The sequence below is a fragment of the Rodentibacter ratti genome, from assembly GCF_002000485.1.
GTDB classification, from domain to species: domain Bacteria; phylum Pseudomonadota; class Gammaproteobacteria; order Enterobacterales; family Pasteurellaceae; genus Rodentibacter; species Rodentibacter ratti.
Window position 1 is genome coordinate 1 of sequence record NZ_MLAJ01000015.1, and the last position, 18,069, is coordinate 18,069.

Here is an 18,069-nt window from a genome sequence, read left to right on the forward strand (position 1 = left end):
TTTTAGTTAAAAATAAAAAGAGCGGTCAGAAAATTTAATGTTTTTCTGACCGCTCTTTTCTGATTTCTCGAATAACCTTTGTTAGCGTCCGTTATACTCAAAATATAATACGGTAGCCGCCACACGGGAATGTACGTTCAATTTACGCAACAGATTGCGAATATGTACTTTTACCGTTTCTTCGGAAATAAATAACTGCCCTGCAATTTGTTTGTTTGATAATCCTGTGGCAATTAAACGTAAAACGCCCATTTCACGATCCGTTAGTAAATCCATCGGATCTCTACGATGCTCACGTTCAATTAATAAATTTTTAATTGAGCTACTTAAAATTACCTCACCTTTTGCAATGCGTTTGATTTCTTCAAGTAGGATTTCCGGTTCCGTATCCTTTAATAAATAACCGTCCGCTCCTGCATCAATTAAGGCAAAAACATCATTTTTTGCATCCGATACTGTCAAAATAACAATACGCGCATCGACTTCTTCTGCACGTAAACCTTTCAGCGTATCCAAGCCTGAAAGTCCTTTCATATTAAGATCTAAAATGATTAAATCCGGCGATGTCTGTAAGGCAACGGAAATACCTTCCGTCCCACTCCCCACATCAGCAATAACTTCGAAATCTTCTTCTAATTCAATTAGTTGTTTGATACCTCGACGCATTAATGGATGATCGTCGATAAGTAAAACTTTTAATTTTTCTTGCATTTTTCCCCCAACGGTGAACTACAAAATTTATTAACCATTCACCTAAAATCCGCTCATTTTATCGGGATTTTTCACTTCTTCCAATCAAGAAACTCAGGAAATGTGATCTATCTCATTATTTTATTTACTTATTACGTCTAATCTATTACCGATGCATTTTGTTGATATTTAAAGGATTGAATTTCCACATCTCCCTGATCATTATATTGAATCTGATAAAACTGTGGATAATTAAAATTACGAGACTCAATATTATATGGATTTTCATCTCCAGTGCCTAAAGCTTGATAAAGTTGGTTAATCTGTTTTACCTTTTCATCTTTTGAGCCGTCACAGTGACGATAAATTTCCAACTGGTTGGTTTCATTCAATAAATATACGTTAAAGGTATTATCTTCATTATCTTCAAAGAAAAACTGCAAAAAACCTTCTCTTGCCAAAAGATCAATTTCAACCGGATATTTGCGATAAACTTCACTTTTTTCGTCCACAGGGCTTTGTAAAACATCATCAAAATCCTCCGTACTTTGAGCGTTATTTTCGACTTCTTGTAAGCTCAATCCGCTTTCTTCAAAGAAGAATTGCCAGTTTTTGCCCGCTATACGCAAGCGTGGAATGTGAGATGTTTGGTGACCAAGTTGAATACTTATACAACGATTGACTAAAGCGTTCACAAGGTTACGTAATGTCCGGCGATAATGCTGACTATAACAAAAAACCTGTACGGAAGGAGGGTTATTCACATCTCGATAAATCTTATTTGATAGCACTTTTAAGGCAACCAAGATAGCATTTGGGCCTTCAAAATGCAGAGTACGGATTTCATTCCATATATTACGATAAGTAAAATCAATACTCCCCACAAGATTTTGTTCTAATGGACCAAAACTAAATAAATCACAGGCGGAAAGGCTATCTTTAAATTCGGTGATACGGGTCGTTGGATCAGAAGTTAGATTTACAGCAATAACAACATTACGAATTTCACAAGCACTTGCCAAACTACCACTACCCGCCACAGGGATTTCCCGAGAAAAAGATAAACGGAGATCTGCCACAAAATTGCGCAAAGTTTCAATCTCAATAGAATGACTAAACAGGTGAATTTGCGTTTCTGCAGTGAGTAATCGGTTAAAATACGCCCAAGCAACCAGTTTATTGAGACTTTTATTGTATTCAATAATACGATTTTGAGAAAACATCATCGCATTTGGCGGCCGATTAACAAGATACCAACCATCTTGGAAATGCTTATTACCTCGCACTTCTAAAAATGAAATATCAGGCTCGGATAAATTACGAGAAATCTGCGAATTAAGTAAAATCACTTTTCCCGGCAGTTCTTCAAATGTCGTATAAAGTTTACGTGTTAGAACATTAATATCTTGTGGTACGACACTTGAGTTAATTTTATGTTTACGGGCAAAATTCACCAAATTGTGATAGCTCAGCATCAAAAACTTCACTAAGTTATCATGGCTTTCTTTGGCCCGCTTAATTTTCCAAAACGGACGATAATTCAGCTCGTGAATTTTTTCGGCGCTCCATCCCCATTCCTGAGCCAAAATCTGCATATAGTTGGTACGCCAGTTATGAGTTTGATATAAGGCTAAATCTTCTGTCACTTTGACATAAAAACAACGGCGTACAAAATCAAGGCGTTTAAATTCGGAAAGTGCGGTCAAATAATCCGTCACTTTAGAAAGAATCGCAATATAAGGATCAAAATGATGCGCGGGCGTTGTATTACCGGAAAAAAGATCTTCTTTAAACTGGCGGGCAATAAGATGAGTGTTTGGATACTCTTTCGAATAAACTTCCAATAACAAAATTTTCAGTACGGATTTGTAAGGCGAATCAATTCCTTTGTAAAGTTGCCACAAGCCTGCACCAAAATATTCTTTCGCCGAGAACTGCGCTAATCCGCCAAAATCAACCCAATCTTGTGGGTCAAGTAAACCATCTTGAATACGTATTTTTACTTCACTTTCATAGTCTGCTTCATTTTCTACCCATAAATGTAACCACAGTAACGGTTTCCCGGCTAAACGAACGGCAGAACGATAAAATTCATCAAGCAGTAACATATATTGGGCAGAACCGCTATTTTCGCTCGTCAAAGGATCAGAGTATGATTCATGGCGAAAACGTTGTTGATCAACCAAATAAAAATTAATTTCAACCTCAAACTGCATTGCCCATTCTTTGATTTTGTGGGCTTTTTGCTCTAATAAATTCCGTTCATTTTCTGTTAAATCTTCACGGCAGCAGATCCAGGTATCCATATCAGAGCTGCTACTTTGACTAATAGAGCCAAAGCTGCCCATCACATAAATACCCAAAATCGGAGGGTTATCAACGTCGAGCTGCTCTTTTATTTGCTCGTAAAGCTCAGGATATTCGGAAGAAAGGAATTGTTGCTGGTAATCTGACAACTTAAAATTTGCGACACCACAAAGGGATTGCGCCATATAACCAGATAAACTAGGATGGTTCAATTGAAACAATAAAGGGAACAGAGATAAAACATGCTGAAACCCATCACTGGCTCCTGATAACGCCCGTTCCAAACGACGTTTATCAAGAATTTCCACACATTTTTTTGCTCGATTGAGATCGTACTTCAAGCGGCATCCTACCGAATGGAAAAAGTTACCAATACTTTACCATTTTAAGACGGTTAAAGCAAAGAATTACTACCCAATCTTAGCCGTATTTGCTATATTTCCCGTGTTACTATTTTATTACGAATTTATGACGAAATTTACCTTATGAAACAACCGTCTATGCCTACAAAATTTAGTAAGTTTGCTTGGGGACTCGCCGCTTTTTGCGTGCCGGTTTTACTTTGGCCTCTCGTCTTACTCATTTCTTCCCATTTCTCTCAAAATCAGGCATTAACGGAAGGGCAAATCAAGTTGTTCTCTACCTTATTTTGGATTTACCCTTTCATTCTCGCGGTTATTGCACGTCTACTGTATAAATTACACGCTAAACGCCCTACACTTGCCGAACGATTACTCGGTATAAGTGCGGTCATTTTTTACGGCGTTTTGATTTATATTTGCATGGTAAGTTTTTAAAAAATCTCTTAAAACAGACCGCACTTTTACAGCGAGTCATACCAAATTCGATTCACATAAAGCGTCACTCGACCTGAAGGGGTTTCCACACTCACTTCATCATCAGTGGTTTTACCAATCAAAGCCCGAGCCACAGGGGAATCAATCGATATCCAGTTTTTTGCCGGATCAAACTCATCACAACCCACAATGCGATATTGTTTCACTTCGCCCTCGTCATCCTCCAGCTCTACCCACGCTCCAAAAAACACTTTGCCTTCTTGTTTCGGGTTGTAATCCACAATTTGTAAGACTTCCAGACGTTTTGTCAGAAAACGCACTCGGCGATCAATTTCTCTTAATCGGCGTTTGCCGTAAATATATTCCGCATTTTCACTGCGATCCCCTAAAGCGGCGGCATCAGAAACCGCTTGGGTGACTTTGGGGCGTTCTTCTTTCCACAAGAATTTCAGTTCTTTGTCCAAGGCGCTCCAGCCTTGGCGTGTAATGTAATTGGATTTTGCCATTTCTTTTGTAAAGGTTGGAAAATTTATTGAATTATATTTGAGCCAAGGTATCAAAACCAGTATTCTATGCCCGATTTTATTTTCAACAAAGACGTATACCGATGTTAAATCAACAAATTAGTCAAATTATCGCAGCAGAACTTAATGTTGCTTCTCATCAAATTCTCGCCGCCATTCAATTGCTGGATGACGGCAACACCATTCCATTTATCGCCCGTTATCGTAAAGAAGCTACCGGTGGCTTAGATGACACTCAACTCCGCCATTTTGAAACCCGTTTAGGCTATTTGCGTGAGCTTGAAGATCGCCGTCAAAGTATTTTGAAATCCATTGAGGAACAAGGCAAACTCACCGATGAATTACGTACGCAAATCGAAGCGACTCAAAGCAAAACCGAACTTGAAGACCTCTATTTGCCTTATAAACCGAAACGTCGCACGAAAGGGCAAATTGCCATTGAAGCAGGGCTTGAGCCACTTGCCGAGTTACTTTGGAGCGAACCACAAAATGATCCGGAAACCACCGCACTTTCTTTCGTGAATGCGGAAAAAGGCGTAACGGATACAAAAACCGCATTGGACGGGGCGCGCTATATTTTAATGGAACGCTTTGCCGAAGATGCACAATTGTTGGCGAAGGTACGGCAATATTTGCAGCAAAATGCACAAATTGAATCGAAAGTAGCTGAAGGAAAAGAACAAGAAGGAGCAAAATTCCAAGATTATTTTGATCATCAGGAATTATTGAAAAATGTGCCTTCTCACCGTGCTTTGGCGATGTTCCGAGGACGTAATGAAGGTGTTTTACAACTAACTTTAAATGCCGATCCCGATGCGGAAGAAGGGACACGTCACAGTTATTGTGAAGAGATTATCCGAGAGCATTTGGGTGTACGTTTAAGCGGTCAGCCGGCGGATAAATGGCGTGAGCAAGTGATTGCTTGGACGTGGAAAATTAAAGTTTCCCTCCATTTAGAAACGGAATTAATGGGTACCTTGCGTGAAAAAGCGGAAGAAGAAGCCATTGATGTTTTCGCCCGAAATTTGACCGCACTTTTAATGGCTGCCCCTGCCGGCTCAAAAAATACCATGGGGCTTGACCCGGGGTTACGCACCGGAGTGAAAGTTGCCGTGGTGGATAACACCGGAAAATTATTGGATACGGCAACCATTTATCCTCACACCGGTCGTGAGAGTGAAGCACAAATGACCTTATTTGGCTTGATTCGTCAGCATAATGTGGAACTGATTGCCATTGGTAACGGCACGGCTTCCCGTGAAACAGAACGTTTTGCGAAAGAAGTGATTAAAGAAATCAAAGAAAACAAACCACAAACCGTGGTCGTGAGCGAGGCGGGCGCTTCGGTATATTCTGCTTCTGAATTTGCCGCCAATGAATTTCCAAATTTAGATGTTTCCTTGCGTGGGGCGGTATCCATTGCCCGCCGATTACAAGACCCATTGGCGGAACTGGTGAAAATCGAACCAAAAGCCATTGGCGTGGGGCAATATCAGCACGATATCAATCAACCCCAATTAGCCCGTAAATTGGATGCGGTGGTAGAAGATTGCGTTAATGCGGTGGGGGTTGATTTAAACACGGCTTCCGCCCCGTTACTTGCTCGTGTGGCTGGAATGACAAAAACCTTGGCACAAAATATTGTGGCTTATCGTGATGAAAATGGGCGTTTTGACAGCCGTGAACAACTGAAAAAAGTACCTCGTTTGGGGCCAAAAGCCTTTGAGCAATGTGCCGGTTTTATGCGCATTGCAGGTGGCAAAAATCCACTGGATGCCTCCGGGGTGCACCCGGAAGCTTATTCGTTGGTAGAAAAAATCTTACAAGCGACCCAACAATCCATTCAAGAATTAATGGGAAGCCATACAGTGCGTCAACTTAACGCTGCCCAGTTTACTGATGAGCGTTTTGGTTTACCAACGGTACAGGATATTTTCAAAGAATTGGAAAAACCGGGGCGTGACCCTCGTGGTGAATTTAAAACCGCCACCTTTATTGAGGGCGTGGAAGAAATCACCGATTTAAAAGCCGGTATGATTTTAGAAGGCACAATTACAAATGTCACCAACTTCGGGGCATTCGTGGATATTGGTGTACACCAAGACGGGCTGGTGCATATTTCATCACTCAGTGATAAATTTGTCGAAGATCCGCACCAAGTGGTGAAAACCGGTGATATTGTGAAAGTTAAAGTGTTAGAGGTGGATATCCCTCGTAAGCGTATCGCACTAACCATGCGATTAGAGGAAAGTGCGGTAAAAAATACCGAGAAATCCGACCGCACTTTATCGGCAAAGCCACGGTCTCAATCACGCCAAGAGCGCCACCCGCGCACTTCAAATAATAGTGTCATGGGTAATGCTTTTGCAGATGCCTTAAAAAATTGGAAAAAATAATTGATATTTCAGGGGGAATGTATGGGATGTGCATATTCCCCTTATTTTTTAATTTTCTCTACTAAACCAACTATAAATAGGTAGAAATTAACGTTAATTTTCAAAAATGAGATCAAGTTAACATTTTTTATTATTTACTTTCTTTAAAATAGGACATAGCTAAATTTTAATTTTTTATACAGAGGTGACTTATGACAGACTTAAACAAAGTAATTAAAGCGCTTGAAACTCTTGGTATTTATGACGTAAAAGAAGTTGTCTATAACCCAAGCTACGAGCAATTATTTGAAGAAGAAACCAAACCCGGGCTAGAGGGATTTGAAAAAGGTACGCTAACCAATACCGGTGCCGTAGCCGTAGATACCGGTATCTTTACCGGTCGTTCACCGAAAGATAAATATATTGTTTTAGATGAAAAAACCAAAGATACCGTTTGGTGGACATCTGATGCGGCAAAAAACGACAACAAACCAATGAACCAAGCAACCTGGCAAAGCTTAAAAGACTTGGTGACTAACCAACTATCCCGTAAACGTTTGTTTGTCATTGATGGTTTCTGCGGCGCAAGCGAAAAAGATCGTATTGCCGTCCGTATTGTTACTGAAGTCGCATGGCAGGCGCACTTTGTGAAAAATATGTTCATTCGTCCAACGGAAGAACAATTAAAAGACTTTGAACCTGACTTTGTCGTGATGAACGGTTCAAAAGTCACAAATCCAAACTGGAAAGAGCAAGGTTTAAATTCTGAAAACTTTGTTGCGTTCAACTTAACTGAAGGGATTCAATTAATCGGCGGTACTTGGTACGGTGGTGAAATGAAAAAAGGTATGTTCTCTATGATGAACTACTTCCTACCGTTAAAAGGTGTAGGTGCAATGCACTGCTCTGCCAATGTTGGTAAAGATGGGGATGTCGCTGTTTTCTTCGGCCTATCCGGTACCGGTAAAACGACACTTTCTACCGATCCAAAACGTGAGTTGATTGGTGATGACGAACATGGTTGGGATGATGTAGGCGTCTTCAACTTTGAAGGGGGATGTTACGCCAAAACCATCCATCTTTCTGAAGAAAATGAACCGGATATTTATCGTGCAATCCGTCGTGATGCCTTATTGGAAAACGTTGTGGTTCGTGCAGATGGCTCCATTGATTTCGATGATGCGTCAAAAACCGAAAACACACGTGTATCTTACCCGATTTATCATATCGATAATATCGTTAAACCGGTTTCCCGTGCAGGTCATGCCACTAAAGTTATTTTCTTAACGGCTGATGCTTTTGGTGTTTTACCGCCGGTTTCTAAATTAACACCGGAACAAACCAAATATTATTTCCTATCAGGTTTCACAGCAAAATTAGCGGGAACGGAACGAGGTATTACTGAACCTACGCCAACCTTCTCGGCCTGTTTTGGTGCAGCATTCTTAACTCTCCACCCAACACAATATGCCGAAGTTTTAGTAAAACGAATGGAAGCGGCCGGTGCGGAAGCCTATTTAGTCAATACCGGTTGGAACGGCACGGGTAAACGTATCTCTATTAAAGATACTCGAGGCATTATTGATGCTATCCTAGACGGTTCAATCGAAAAAGCAGAAATGGGTAAATTACCAATCTTTAACTTAACGATTCCAAAAGCATTACCGGGTGTCGATTCTGCGATTTTAGATCCACGTGATACCTATGCGGATAAAGCTCAATGGCAAGAAAAAGCAAAAGACCTAGCAGGTCGTTTTGTGAAAAACTTCGAAAAATATGCGACCAATGCTGAAGGTAAAGCATTAATCCCAGCCGGTCCTGAAGCATAATCAAAAAATATCTAAATAATCAACCGCACTTTAAGTGCGGTTTTTTTGTTAGCATTTTTGACTTATGAAACTGAGTTTATCTAAAACAATAACGTTCTATCACAAACTCAGACAATTTTGATTATTTTTGAGTAGTAAAAAAGCCACCCTCTATGAAGGTGGCTTTCGGTTAGCAAAAAAAGTGCGGTCATTTTGACCGCACTTGATTCGTTTAACTTATAAAACTATTTATTTAATTTCGCTTTATAAGTCGGATTCATTAAGTTCTCCACAGAGAGAATATCATCAAGCTGTTCAGCAGTGAGTAGGCCTTTTTCTAATACGACTTCACGTACACCTTTACCGGTTTCCGCACAGATTTTACCCACTAAATCACCATTGTGGTGGCCGATGAATGGGTTCAAATAAGTCACGATACCGATTGAATTGAATACATAGTTTTCACAAATTTCTTTGTTTACCGTAATACCATCAACACATTTATCACGTAAATTCACACAAGCATTGGTTAGGATGTCGATAGATTCAAACATCGCTTGACCGATGACCGGTTCCATCACGTTTAATTGTAATTGACCCGCTTCTGCTGCAAAAGTCACGGTAGTATCGTTACCGATTACTTTAAAGCAAACTTGGTTTACCACTTCAGGCACAACCGGATTAACTTTTGCCGGCATAATAGATGAACCGGCTTGTAATTCAGGAAGATTGATTTCTTTTAAGCCTGCGCGCGGACCGGAAGAAAGTAAACGTAAGTCATTACATACTTTAGAAAGTTTTACCGCCGTACGTTTTAAAGCACCATGTACCATGACGTAAGCACCACAGTCAGAGGTTGCTTCAATTAAGTTTTCAGCCAATACACAAGGTAAACCGGTGACTTCTGCAAGATACTTCACAGCAAGCGGAGCATAACCTTGTGGGGTATTTAAACCGGTACCGATTGCCGTTGCACCAAGGTTTACTTCAAGTAACAATTCAGCAGTGCGTTTTAAATTGCGAACTTCTTCTTCAAGCAATACAGCAAAGGCTTTAAATTCTTGTCCCACTGTCATTGGCACAGCATCTTGTAACTGGGTGCGCCCCATTTTCAATACGTTGTGAAATTCTTTCGCTTTATTTTCAAACCCTTCTTGTAAATATTGGATTTTATCAATAAGCTTTAAAATACTGTTATATACAGCAATACGGAAACCTGTAGGGTAAGCATCATTAGTCGATTGGCTGGCGTTTACATGATCCATTGGATCTAAGAATTGATATTGCCCTTTTTGATGCCCTAATTTTTCCAAAGCAAGATTCGCCACCACTTCATTGGTATTCATATTCACGGAAGTACCTGCACCGCCCTGATACACATCCGATGGAAACTGATCTAAGCATTTACCGGTTGTTAAGATTTCATCACAAGCTGAAACAATCGCTTTTGCAATGTCAGCAGGAATTGCGCCTAATTCACCATTCGCTAAAGCAGTGGCTTTTTTTACCATCACCATACCACGCACAAATTCCGGTACGTCAGAAATAGTTACATTGGAAATATTGAAATTTTCAACCGCTCTTAATGTGTGGATCCCCCAGTACGCATCTGCTGGGACTTCGCGTTCACCTAACAAATCTACTTCTTTTCTAAATTGTGTCATTTTGATCACCTATTCTAGTTAGTTAATTTGCTACCATTATAAAAATTTTCACAAGAAAAAAATTGATTGAGATCACATTTTTGATGTGAGATTTCAAGATATATTTTCATCATTCAAATTAGTTTTTTTAAGGCTAAAAATTTTTAATTTCCCTCTTGAAAGCAAAATTTTTATTCCCATATAGAGTGAGAATTTCACATTTTTAAACAGAAGGAAATTAATCATGAATATTCGTCCATTACACGATCGTTTGATTATCAAACGTGAAGAAGTTGAAACCTTATCTGCAGGCGGTATCGTATTAACCGGTTCTGCGGCGACAAAATCTACCCGAGCAAAAGTATTAGCTGTAGGAAAAGGTCGTATTTTGGAAAACGGCACCGTTCAACCTCTAGATGTTAAAGTAGGTGATACCGTGATTTTCAATGATGGTTATGGTGTGAAAAGCGAGAAAATCGATGGTGAAGAAGTGTTAATCATTTCTGAAAGCGATGTTTTGGCGATTGTAGAATAAGATTGAATGGATTTTAATCAATCCAAAAATAAATAGGCTTAAGCCTACAATTCTGGAAGAAAAGGAAAAATAAAATGGCAGCAAAAGATGTAAAATTTGGTAATGATGCGCGCGTAAAAATGTTGAAAGGCGTGAACGTATTAGCAGACGCAGTAAAAGTCACGCTTGGTCCGAAAGGTCGTAATGTGATTTTAGATAAATCATTCGGTGCACCGACTATCACCAAAGATGGGGTGTCTGTGGCACGTGAGATTGAATTAGAAGATAAATTTGAAAACATGGGCGCACAAATGGTGAAAGAGGTTGCCTCTAAAGCCAATGACGCAGCTGGTGACGGTACAACCACTGCGACTGTTCTTGCACAAGCGATTGTCAGCGAAGGATTAAAAGCGGTAGCGGCGGGAATGAACCCGATGGATTTAAAACGCGGGATTGATAAAGCCGTAAGTGCGGTGGTTTCTGAGCTTAAAAACCTTTCTAAACCTTGCGAAACCTCAAAAGAAATCGAACAAGTCGGGACTATTTCTGCAAACTCTGATAGCGTTGTCGGTCAGTTAATCGCCCAGGCAATGGAAAAAGTAGGTAAAGAAGGTGTAATTACGGTAGAAGACGGTACAGGTCTTGAAGATGAATTAGCGGTGGTAGAAGGTATGCAGTTCGACCGTGGTTATCTCTCTCCATACTTCATCAATAAACCGGAAGCGGCAACCGTTGAACTGGACAACCCATACATTCTATTAGTAGATAAAAAAATCTCTAATATTCGTGAATTATTACCTGTATTAGAAGCCGTGGCGAAAGCCGGTAAACCATTATTAATTATTGCAGAAGATGTGGAAGGCGAAGCCCTTGCTACTTTAGTGGTGAACACTATGCGCGGTATTGTGAAAGTGGCGGCAGTGAAAGCACCGGGCTTTGGTGATCGTCGTAAGGCCATGTTACAAGATATTGCGATTTTAACCGCAGGTACCGTAATTTCTGAAGAAATCGGTATGGAGCTTGAAAAAGCCACATTAGAAGATCTTGGTCAAGCAAAACGTGTAGTAATCAATAAAGATAATACGACCATTATTGACGGTATCGGTGATCAAGCACAAATTAACGGTCGTGTAGCACAGATTCGTCAACAAATTGAAGAATCCACCTCTGACTATGACAAAGAAAAACTTCAAGAGCGCGTGGCGAAGTTAGCTGGCGGTGTTGCGGTAATCAAAGTGGGTGCAGCAACTGAAGTGGAAATGAAAGAGAAAAAAGACCGTGTGGACGATGCTTTACACGCAACTCGCGCAGCGGTTGAAGAAGGTATTGTTGCCGGTGGTGGTGTGGCACTCGTACGTGCAGCCTCTAAAGTAGCGGCGAGCCTACAAGGTGACAATGAAGAACAAAATGTGGGGATCAAACTCGCATTACGTGCAATGGAAGCGCCTCTACGTCAAATCGTCACCAATGCCGGTGAAGAAGCCTCTGTGGTGGCAAGTGCAGTGAAAGCGGGCGAAGGTAACTTCGGCTATAACGCAAGCACTGAACAATACGGCGATATGTTAGAAATGGGTATCTTAGATCCAACAAAAGTCACCCGTTCTGCATTGCAATTTGCCGCATCGGTAGCAGGCTTAATGATTACCACCGAATGTATGGTTACCGAGCTTCCAAAAGAGGAAAAAGCGGATCTTGGCGCCGGAATGGGCGGCATGGGAGGTATGGGCGGAATGATGTAACCCCCATCGTAAAATAAAAAGTGCGGTCGTTTTTCTATGCGGAAAGCGATCGCTTTTTTATTTATAAAGGTTTACACTGAAAAAAATCTTTACTACGGAAATAAATAATGACAATTTCGCAAATCGAACTTAACCAACAACTCAAATCCAATGGTATCGGGATTAACGCAACAGAACTTCACGGTTTCTTAAGCGGCTTAATTTGTGGGGGGATCAAAGATCAAAGTTGGCAGCCACTACTCTACCAATTCACTAACGATAATCACGCTTATCCGACCGCACTTTTAGAACAAGTTAATGAGCTTTATCAAACCATTTCTAACGCATTAGCGGATGTCGAAAGTTTTTCTTTTGAATTAGGCCTAATTGAAAACGAAAATGTATTCACCCGAGCTGACAGCTTATCTGAATGGGCAAATCATTTTTTACTGGGTTTGGGATTAGCTCAACCTTCTTTAGATAAAGAAAAAGGTGAAATTGGTGAAGCCGTTGAGGATTTACATGATATTTGCCAACTAGGATATGATGAAGACGACGATGAAGAAGAAATGAGCGAAGCACTTGAAGAAATTATTGAGTATGTGCGAACCATCGCAACCTTGTTTTACACTCAATTTAATCAAACCTCCGACAGGGAAAAACCAATATTACACTAATTCAAAAAAACACATAAAAAGGAGAAAAAATGGATCTTGCGTATATGGCAGAATTGCCCCAACAAGAATTTGCGGAACGCCGGAAACAGGTTTTGGCAAAAATGCAGCCGAATTCTGCTTTGTTACTGTTTTCAGAAATTGAAAAACGTCGCAACAACGACTGTACTTTTCCTTTTCGCCAAGACAGTTATTTTTGGTATTTAACCGGTTTTAATGAGCCGAATGCCGCCTTGCTATTGCTGAAGACGGCACAATCCGAAAAAACCATCCTTCTTCTTCGACCGCGAGATCCTTTACTTGAAACTTGGAATGGGCGTCGTTTAGGCTTAGAACGGGCCCCTGAAAAACTCAATATAGATGAGGCATATTCTATCGATGATTTTAATACCGTTTTTCCTAAAATTACCGAAAATCTAACCGCACTTTATTATGCGCCGGAGCTTCATTTATGGGGAGACAAATTACTTTCGGAAAGTGCGGTTAATTTTACGGAAATTTTAGATTGGCGCCCTATCATTAGTGAAATGCGCTTGATTAAATCCCCCAATGAAATTCGCTTAATGCAACAAGCCGGGCAAATTACTGCTTTGGCGCATATCAAAGCAATGCAAGAAACCTGCCCTAATCGCTTTGAGTATGAAATTGAAAGTGAAATTTTGCATGAATTTAATCGCCACGGTGCACGTTTTGCTTCTTATAATTCGATTATTGCGGGAGGCGATAATGCTTGCATTTTGCATTACACCGAAAACGATCAACCTTTGAAAGACGGGGATTTAGTGTTAATTGATGCTGGCTGTGAGTTTGCCATGTATGCCGGTGATATCACAAGAACTTTTCCTGTAAACGGCAAATTTACCCAAGCTCAGCGCGACATTTATGAGCTCGTCCTAAAAGCACAAAAACGGGCTATTGAATTATTGATCCCGGGTAATTCAATAAAAAAAGCGAATGATCAAGTCATTCGTATAAAAGTACAGGGTTTGGTTGAGTTAGGTATTTTACATGGCAATGTAGAGGAGCTCATTGAACAGAAAGCCTATCGCCAATTTTATATGCACGGCTTAGGTCATTGGCTTGGGTTGGATGTTCATGATGTGGGTGAATATCATGATGAACGCAGCCGCACTTTAGAAATCGGCATGGTAATTACGGTAGAGCCCGGGTTGTATATTTCCGAAGATGCCGATGTGCCGGAACAATATAAAGGTATCGGAGTACGCATTGAAGATAATTTATTAATAACGGAATACGGTAATAAAATCTTGACAGCTGCGGTACCGAAAGAGATCGAAGAAATTGAAAAACTAATGGAAAAAAATTGGTAATTTCCCAAAATGTGATCTAGAGCAAGTTTTTTTGAGTAGTGAAATGCTACTATTCTATTAAACAGATAAGTCCATCAGATAAGGAGTCGATTATGTATAAACATGTTTTAGTCGCAGTGGATCTTTCAGATGAAAGTGAATTCTTGGTTAAAAAAGCAGCAGGTATTGCCAAACGCCATGATGCAAAACTTTCGATTATCCACGTAGATGTAAACTTTTCAGATCTTTATACCGGATTGATTGATGTTAATATGCATTCCATGCAAGATCGGATTTCAAGTGAAACCCAAAAAGCATTATTGGAACTCGCAGAAGAAGCCGATTATCCTATTTTGGAAAAATTGAGTGGTAGCGGTGATCTGGGACAAGTGCTTACCGATGCAATAGAACAATATGATGTTGATTTATTGGTTACAGGTCATCACCAAGACTTTTGGAGTAAATTAATGTCTTCAACACGTCAAGTAATGAATACAATTAAAATTGATATGTTAGTTGTTCCACTTCTTGATGATTGAGCAATACCGATTTCTAAACTAGAAAATGAATAAGTTTAACCGCACTTCTTAAATTATTTAAGAAGTGCGGTTTTATTTTTACGCGTTTACAAATAATTTAATAATATTTTTTCGATACGAAAAATAACAAACTGTTCAAATAATAAACAAAACTGAATAATTACAAGCAAAAAGCCTTTTTATAAAGTTAAAAAATATGCAAGAATAATATGTTTTATTTTTTACTTTAAATTACTTTTACAACGGGTTTATGATGAAAACGACAGCGGAAATTAGACAATCGTTCCTTAATTTCTTTCATAGTAAAGGACACCAAGTGGTCTCAAGTAGCTCGCTTGTACCTGAAAATGATCCAACGCTACTTTTTACCAATGCGGGGATGAACCAATTTAAAGATGTATTTTTAGGCTTAGACAAACGCCCTTATTCACGAGCAACAACTGCACAACGCTGTGTACGTGCCGGCGGTAAACATAATGATTTAGAAAATGTAGGCTATACCGCTCGCCACCATACTTTTTTTGAAATGTTGGGGAACTTCAGCTTTGGTGATTACTTTAAACAAGATGCAATTCATTTTGCCTGGGAGTTTTTAACCTCTCCACAATGGCTTGGGTTACCAAAGGAAAAATTATGGGTAACCGTTTATGAAACGGATAATGAGGCTTATGACATTTGGAACCAAAAAGTTGGCGTGCCAACAGAGCGCATTATTCGAATCGGCGACAACAAGGGCGCACCCTATGCCTCAGATAATTTTTGGGCGATGGGGGACACAGGTCCTTGCGGTCCTTGTACTGAAATTTTCTACGATCATGGCGACCATATTTGGGGCGGTCCCCCGGGTTCCCCTGAAGAAGACGGTGATCGTTATATCGAAATTTGGAACGTTGTATTCATGCAATACAATCGCTTAGCCGATGGAACAATGGAAAAATTACCACGTCCATCCGTAGATACCGGCATGGGTTTAGAGCGTATTGCTGCGGTACTACAACATGTAAATTCAAACTACGATATTGATATTTTTAAAACATTAATCAAAAAAGCCGCAGAAATTGTTGGTACAACCGATCTAACCAATAAGTCATTACGCGTGATTGCTGATCATATTCGTTCTTGCGCCTACTTAATTGCTGATGGCGTGATTCCGTCAAATGAGGGTCGAGGTTATGTATTGCGCCGTATTATTCGTCGTGCGGTGCGTCATGGACATTTACTCGGTGCAAAAGAAGCATTTTTCTACAAACTAGTACCAACATTGATTGAAGTAATGGCTGACGCAGGCCAAGATATCAAAGAAAAACAGGCAAATGTTGAAAAATTACTACGTTTGGAAGAAGAGCAATTTGCACGCACATTGGAGCGTGGTTTAACCCTTTTAGATGAAGCCCTTTCTGAAGTGAAAGACGGAGTGCTTTCCGGAGAAGTCGCCTTCAAACTTTATGATACCTATGGTTTCCCATTAGATTTAACCGCTGATGTATGTCGTGAACGTGACATTACCATCGATGAAGCCGGATTTGAGCGGGAAATGGCAGCACAACGTACTCGCGCCCAAGCAGCAAGTCAGTTCGGCGTGGATTACAATAATGTCATTCGCGTTGAAGGTGAAACAAAATTTGAAGGCTATACCGAATCGGAATCATTGGCAAAAGTGACCGCACTTTTCCATGACGGTAAATCGGTAGAACAAATTTCAGCCGGACAAAGTGCGGTAGTTGTATTAGAAAATACGCCATTTTACGCAGAATCAGGCGGTCAAATTGGTGACAGTGGTTATTTAGCAATAGAAGGGGTTACCTTTAATGTTAAAGACACCCAAAAATATGGCCAAATATTTGGGCATATTGGTGAATTAGAGAAAGGAACATTATCCGTTGGGCAAACTGTGAAAGCAGTAGTAGATGTTAAGCGCCGCAATCAAACGGCACTTAATCACTCCGCAACCCATTTATTACATGCAGCGCTCCGCCAATTATTAGGGACGCATGTTACACAAAAAGGTTCCCTTGTTTCAGAAACTGCTTTGAGATTTGACTTTGCACACCCAGAAGCGTTGAATAAAGAACAACTTGCGGAAATAGAACGCCTTGTAAACCAAAAAATCCGTGCAAATTTTCCAATTCAAACTGATATTATGGAAATTGAAGCGGCAAAAGAAAAAGGAGCAATGGCACTGTTTGGTGAAAAATATGGCGATCAGGTTCGGGTATTAACAATGGGAGATTTCTCCATTGAACTATGTGGCGGTATTCATGCCAACCGAACCGGTGATATAGGGTTATTTAAAATTACAGTAGAAACAGCTGTTGCTGCGGGAATTCGACGAATCGAAGCAGTAACGGGTGAAAATGCGATGAATTGGATATTAAAACAACAACGTATTTTGAACCAAAGCGCAGAATTACTAAAATCAGACGTAAATACCCTTGTAGATAAAATCCAGCAATTGCAGGATAAAACAAAAAAACTAGAAAAAGAGCTCCAAGGCTTAAAAGAGAAAGCGGCAGTGCAAGCCGGCTCTGATTTAGCCAAAAGTGCGGTCAAAATTAACGATGTTTCAGTCATTCTTCATCAATTAGATGGTATCGAAACAAAATCACTACGAGTGATGGTCGATGACTTAAAAAATCAACTGGCTTCAGGTATTATCGTATTTGCATCGATTTTAGATGAAAAAGTGAATCTTGTTGTTGGTGTAACAAACGATTTAACTTCTAAAATAAAAGCCGGCGAACTCGTTAATTTAATGGCTCAACAGGTTGGCGGTAAAGGTGGTGGTCGCGCAGATATGGCGATGGCTGGAGGCTCTCAACCAGAAAATGTAGCACAAGCCTTAACCGTTGCACAGGACTGGTTAAAAGAAAATCTGTAGTACAAAAGCCTTGGTTGGATGGATGCCAACTGTTCCTTGATAGATAGGGATATCTAATAAATGCAAACTAAGAGGATAAAGAATGTTAATCTTAACCCGCAAAGTTGGCGAAAGTGTACTTATTGGAGATGATATTTCTATCACAGTGTTAAGTGTACGTGGAAACCAAGTAAAGCTCGGTGTACAAGCACCTAAAGAAGTATCTGTTCACCGAGAAGAGATTTACCAACAAATTAAAAAACAGCAAGATGAATCTTCTAATGATTTATCATAATTATTATGGACTTTAATG

The 18,069-nt window shown here is 40.0% G+C and carries 14 protein-coding genes; 10 read left to right on the forward strand and 4 right to left on the reverse strand.

Features of this window, described 5'->3' with window-relative positions; genetic code table 11:
- Positions 1–81 precede the first annotated feature (81 nt).
- Together BKG94_RS09095 and BKG94_RS09100 are read right to left on the reverse strand one after the other, a co-directional pair.
- Complete coding sequence (locus BKG94_RS09095) at positions 82–711, reverse strand: response regulator (RefSeq protein WP_077436399.1); 630 nt, start codon at positions 709–711, stop codon at positions 82–84.
- 137 nt (positions 712–848) lie between these two features.
- A complete protein-coding gene (locus BKG94_RS09100) occupies positions 849–3,338 on the reverse strand; it encodes a class I adenylate cyclase (RefSeq protein WP_077436401.1) in 2,490 nt (829 codons plus the stop codon).
- 144 nt (positions 3,339–3,482) lie between these two features.
- On the opposite strand from BKG94_RS09100, the gene BKG94_RS09105 reads away from it, so the two are divergent.
- A complete protein-coding gene (locus BKG94_RS09105; protein WP_077436403.1) occupies positions 3,483–3,794 on the forward strand; it encodes a DUF5389 family protein in 312 nt (103 codons plus the stop codon).
- A 26-nt stretch (positions 3,795–3,820) separates the two neighbouring features.
- Here the strand turns inward: BKG94_RS09105 and greB are convergent, their stop codons facing one another.
- Positions 3,821–4,300, reverse strand: a complete 480-nt coding sequence (greB, locus tag BKG94_RS09110; RefSeq protein ID WP_077436405.1) for a transcription elongation factor GreB — start codon at positions 4,298–4,300, stop codon at positions 3,821–3,823.
- Between the two features lie 101 nt (positions 4,301–4,401).
- Here greB and BKG94_RS09115 point away from each other — a divergent pair, with 101 nt between their 5' ends.
- Both BKG94_RS09115 and pckA read left to right on the forward strand, forming a co-directional pair.
- Positions 4,402–6,714, forward strand: coding sequence for a Tex family protein (locus BKG94_RS09115; protein WP_077436407.1), 2,313 nt, complete (start codon positions 4,402–4,404; stop codon positions 6,712–6,714).
- Between the two features lie 191 nt (positions 6,715–6,905).
- A complete protein-coding gene (gene pckA, locus BKG94_RS09120; protein WP_077436409.1) occupies positions 6,906–8,522 on the forward strand; it encodes a phosphoenolpyruvate carboxykinase (ATP) in 1,617 nt (538 codons plus the stop codon).
- A gap of 224 nt (positions 8,523–8,746) precedes the next feature.
- On the opposite strand, the gene aspA is transcribed toward pckA, so the two are convergent.
- On the reverse strand, positions 8,747–10,165 hold the full coding sequence (gene aspA, locus BKG94_RS09125; RefSeq protein WP_077436411.1) for an aspartate ammonia-lyase: 1,419 nt from the start codon (positions 10,163–10,165) through the stop codon (positions 8,747–8,749).
- A gap of 223 nt (positions 10,166–10,388) precedes the next feature.
- Between aspA and BKG94_RS09130 the strand changes: the two genes are divergently transcribed.
- The 7 genes from BKG94_RS09130 to csrA all read left to right on the forward strand — a co-directional run bounded on the left by BKG94_RS09130 (position 10,389) and on the right by csrA (position 18,051).
- A complete protein-coding gene (locus BKG94_RS09130; RefSeq protein WP_018356907.1) occupies positions 10,389–10,679 on the forward strand; it encodes a co-chaperone GroES in 291 nt (96 codons plus the stop codon).
- A 74-nt stretch (positions 10,680–10,753) separates the two neighbouring features.
- The gene (gene groL, locus BKG94_RS09135; protein ID WP_077436413.1) at positions 10,754–12,397 is read left to right on the forward strand and encodes a chaperonin GroEL; all 1,644 of its coding nucleotides are present in this window, start codon (positions 10,754–10,756) and stop codon (positions 12,395–12,397) included.
- Between the two features lie 107 nt (positions 12,398–12,504).
- Positions 12,505–13,053: a YecA/YgfB family protein gene (locus BKG94_RS09140; protein WP_077436415.1), complete on the forward strand. Its 549-nt coding sequence runs from the start codon at positions 12,505–12,507 to the stop codon at positions 13,051–13,053.
- A 29-nt stretch (positions 13,054–13,082) separates the two neighbouring features.
- Positions 13,083–14,381, forward strand: coding sequence for a Xaa-Pro aminopeptidase (gene pepP, locus BKG94_RS09145; protein WP_077436417.1), 1,299 nt, complete (start codon positions 13,083–13,085; stop codon positions 14,379–14,381).
- A gap of 92 nt (positions 14,382–14,473) precedes the next feature.
- Positions 14,474–14,899, forward strand: a complete 426-nt coding sequence (gene uspA, locus BKG94_RS09150; protein WP_077436419.1) for a universal stress protein UspA — start codon at positions 14,474–14,476, stop codon at positions 14,897–14,899.
- Between the two features lie 253 nt (positions 14,900–15,152).
- Positions 15,153–17,777, forward strand: coding sequence for an alanine--tRNA ligase (gene alaS, locus BKG94_RS09155; RefSeq protein WP_077436421.1), 2,625 nt, complete (start codon positions 15,153–15,155; stop codon positions 17,775–17,777).
- A gap of 82 nt (positions 17,778–17,859) precedes the next feature.
- Positions 17,860–18,051 carry a carbon storage regulator CsrA gene (gene csrA, locus BKG94_RS09160; protein WP_077436423.1) on the forward strand — a complete coding sequence of 64 codons (192 nt, stop codon included), beginning with the start codon at positions 17,860–17,862 and terminating at the stop codon, positions 18,049–18,051.
- Positions 18,052–18,069: the final 18 nt, after the last annotated feature.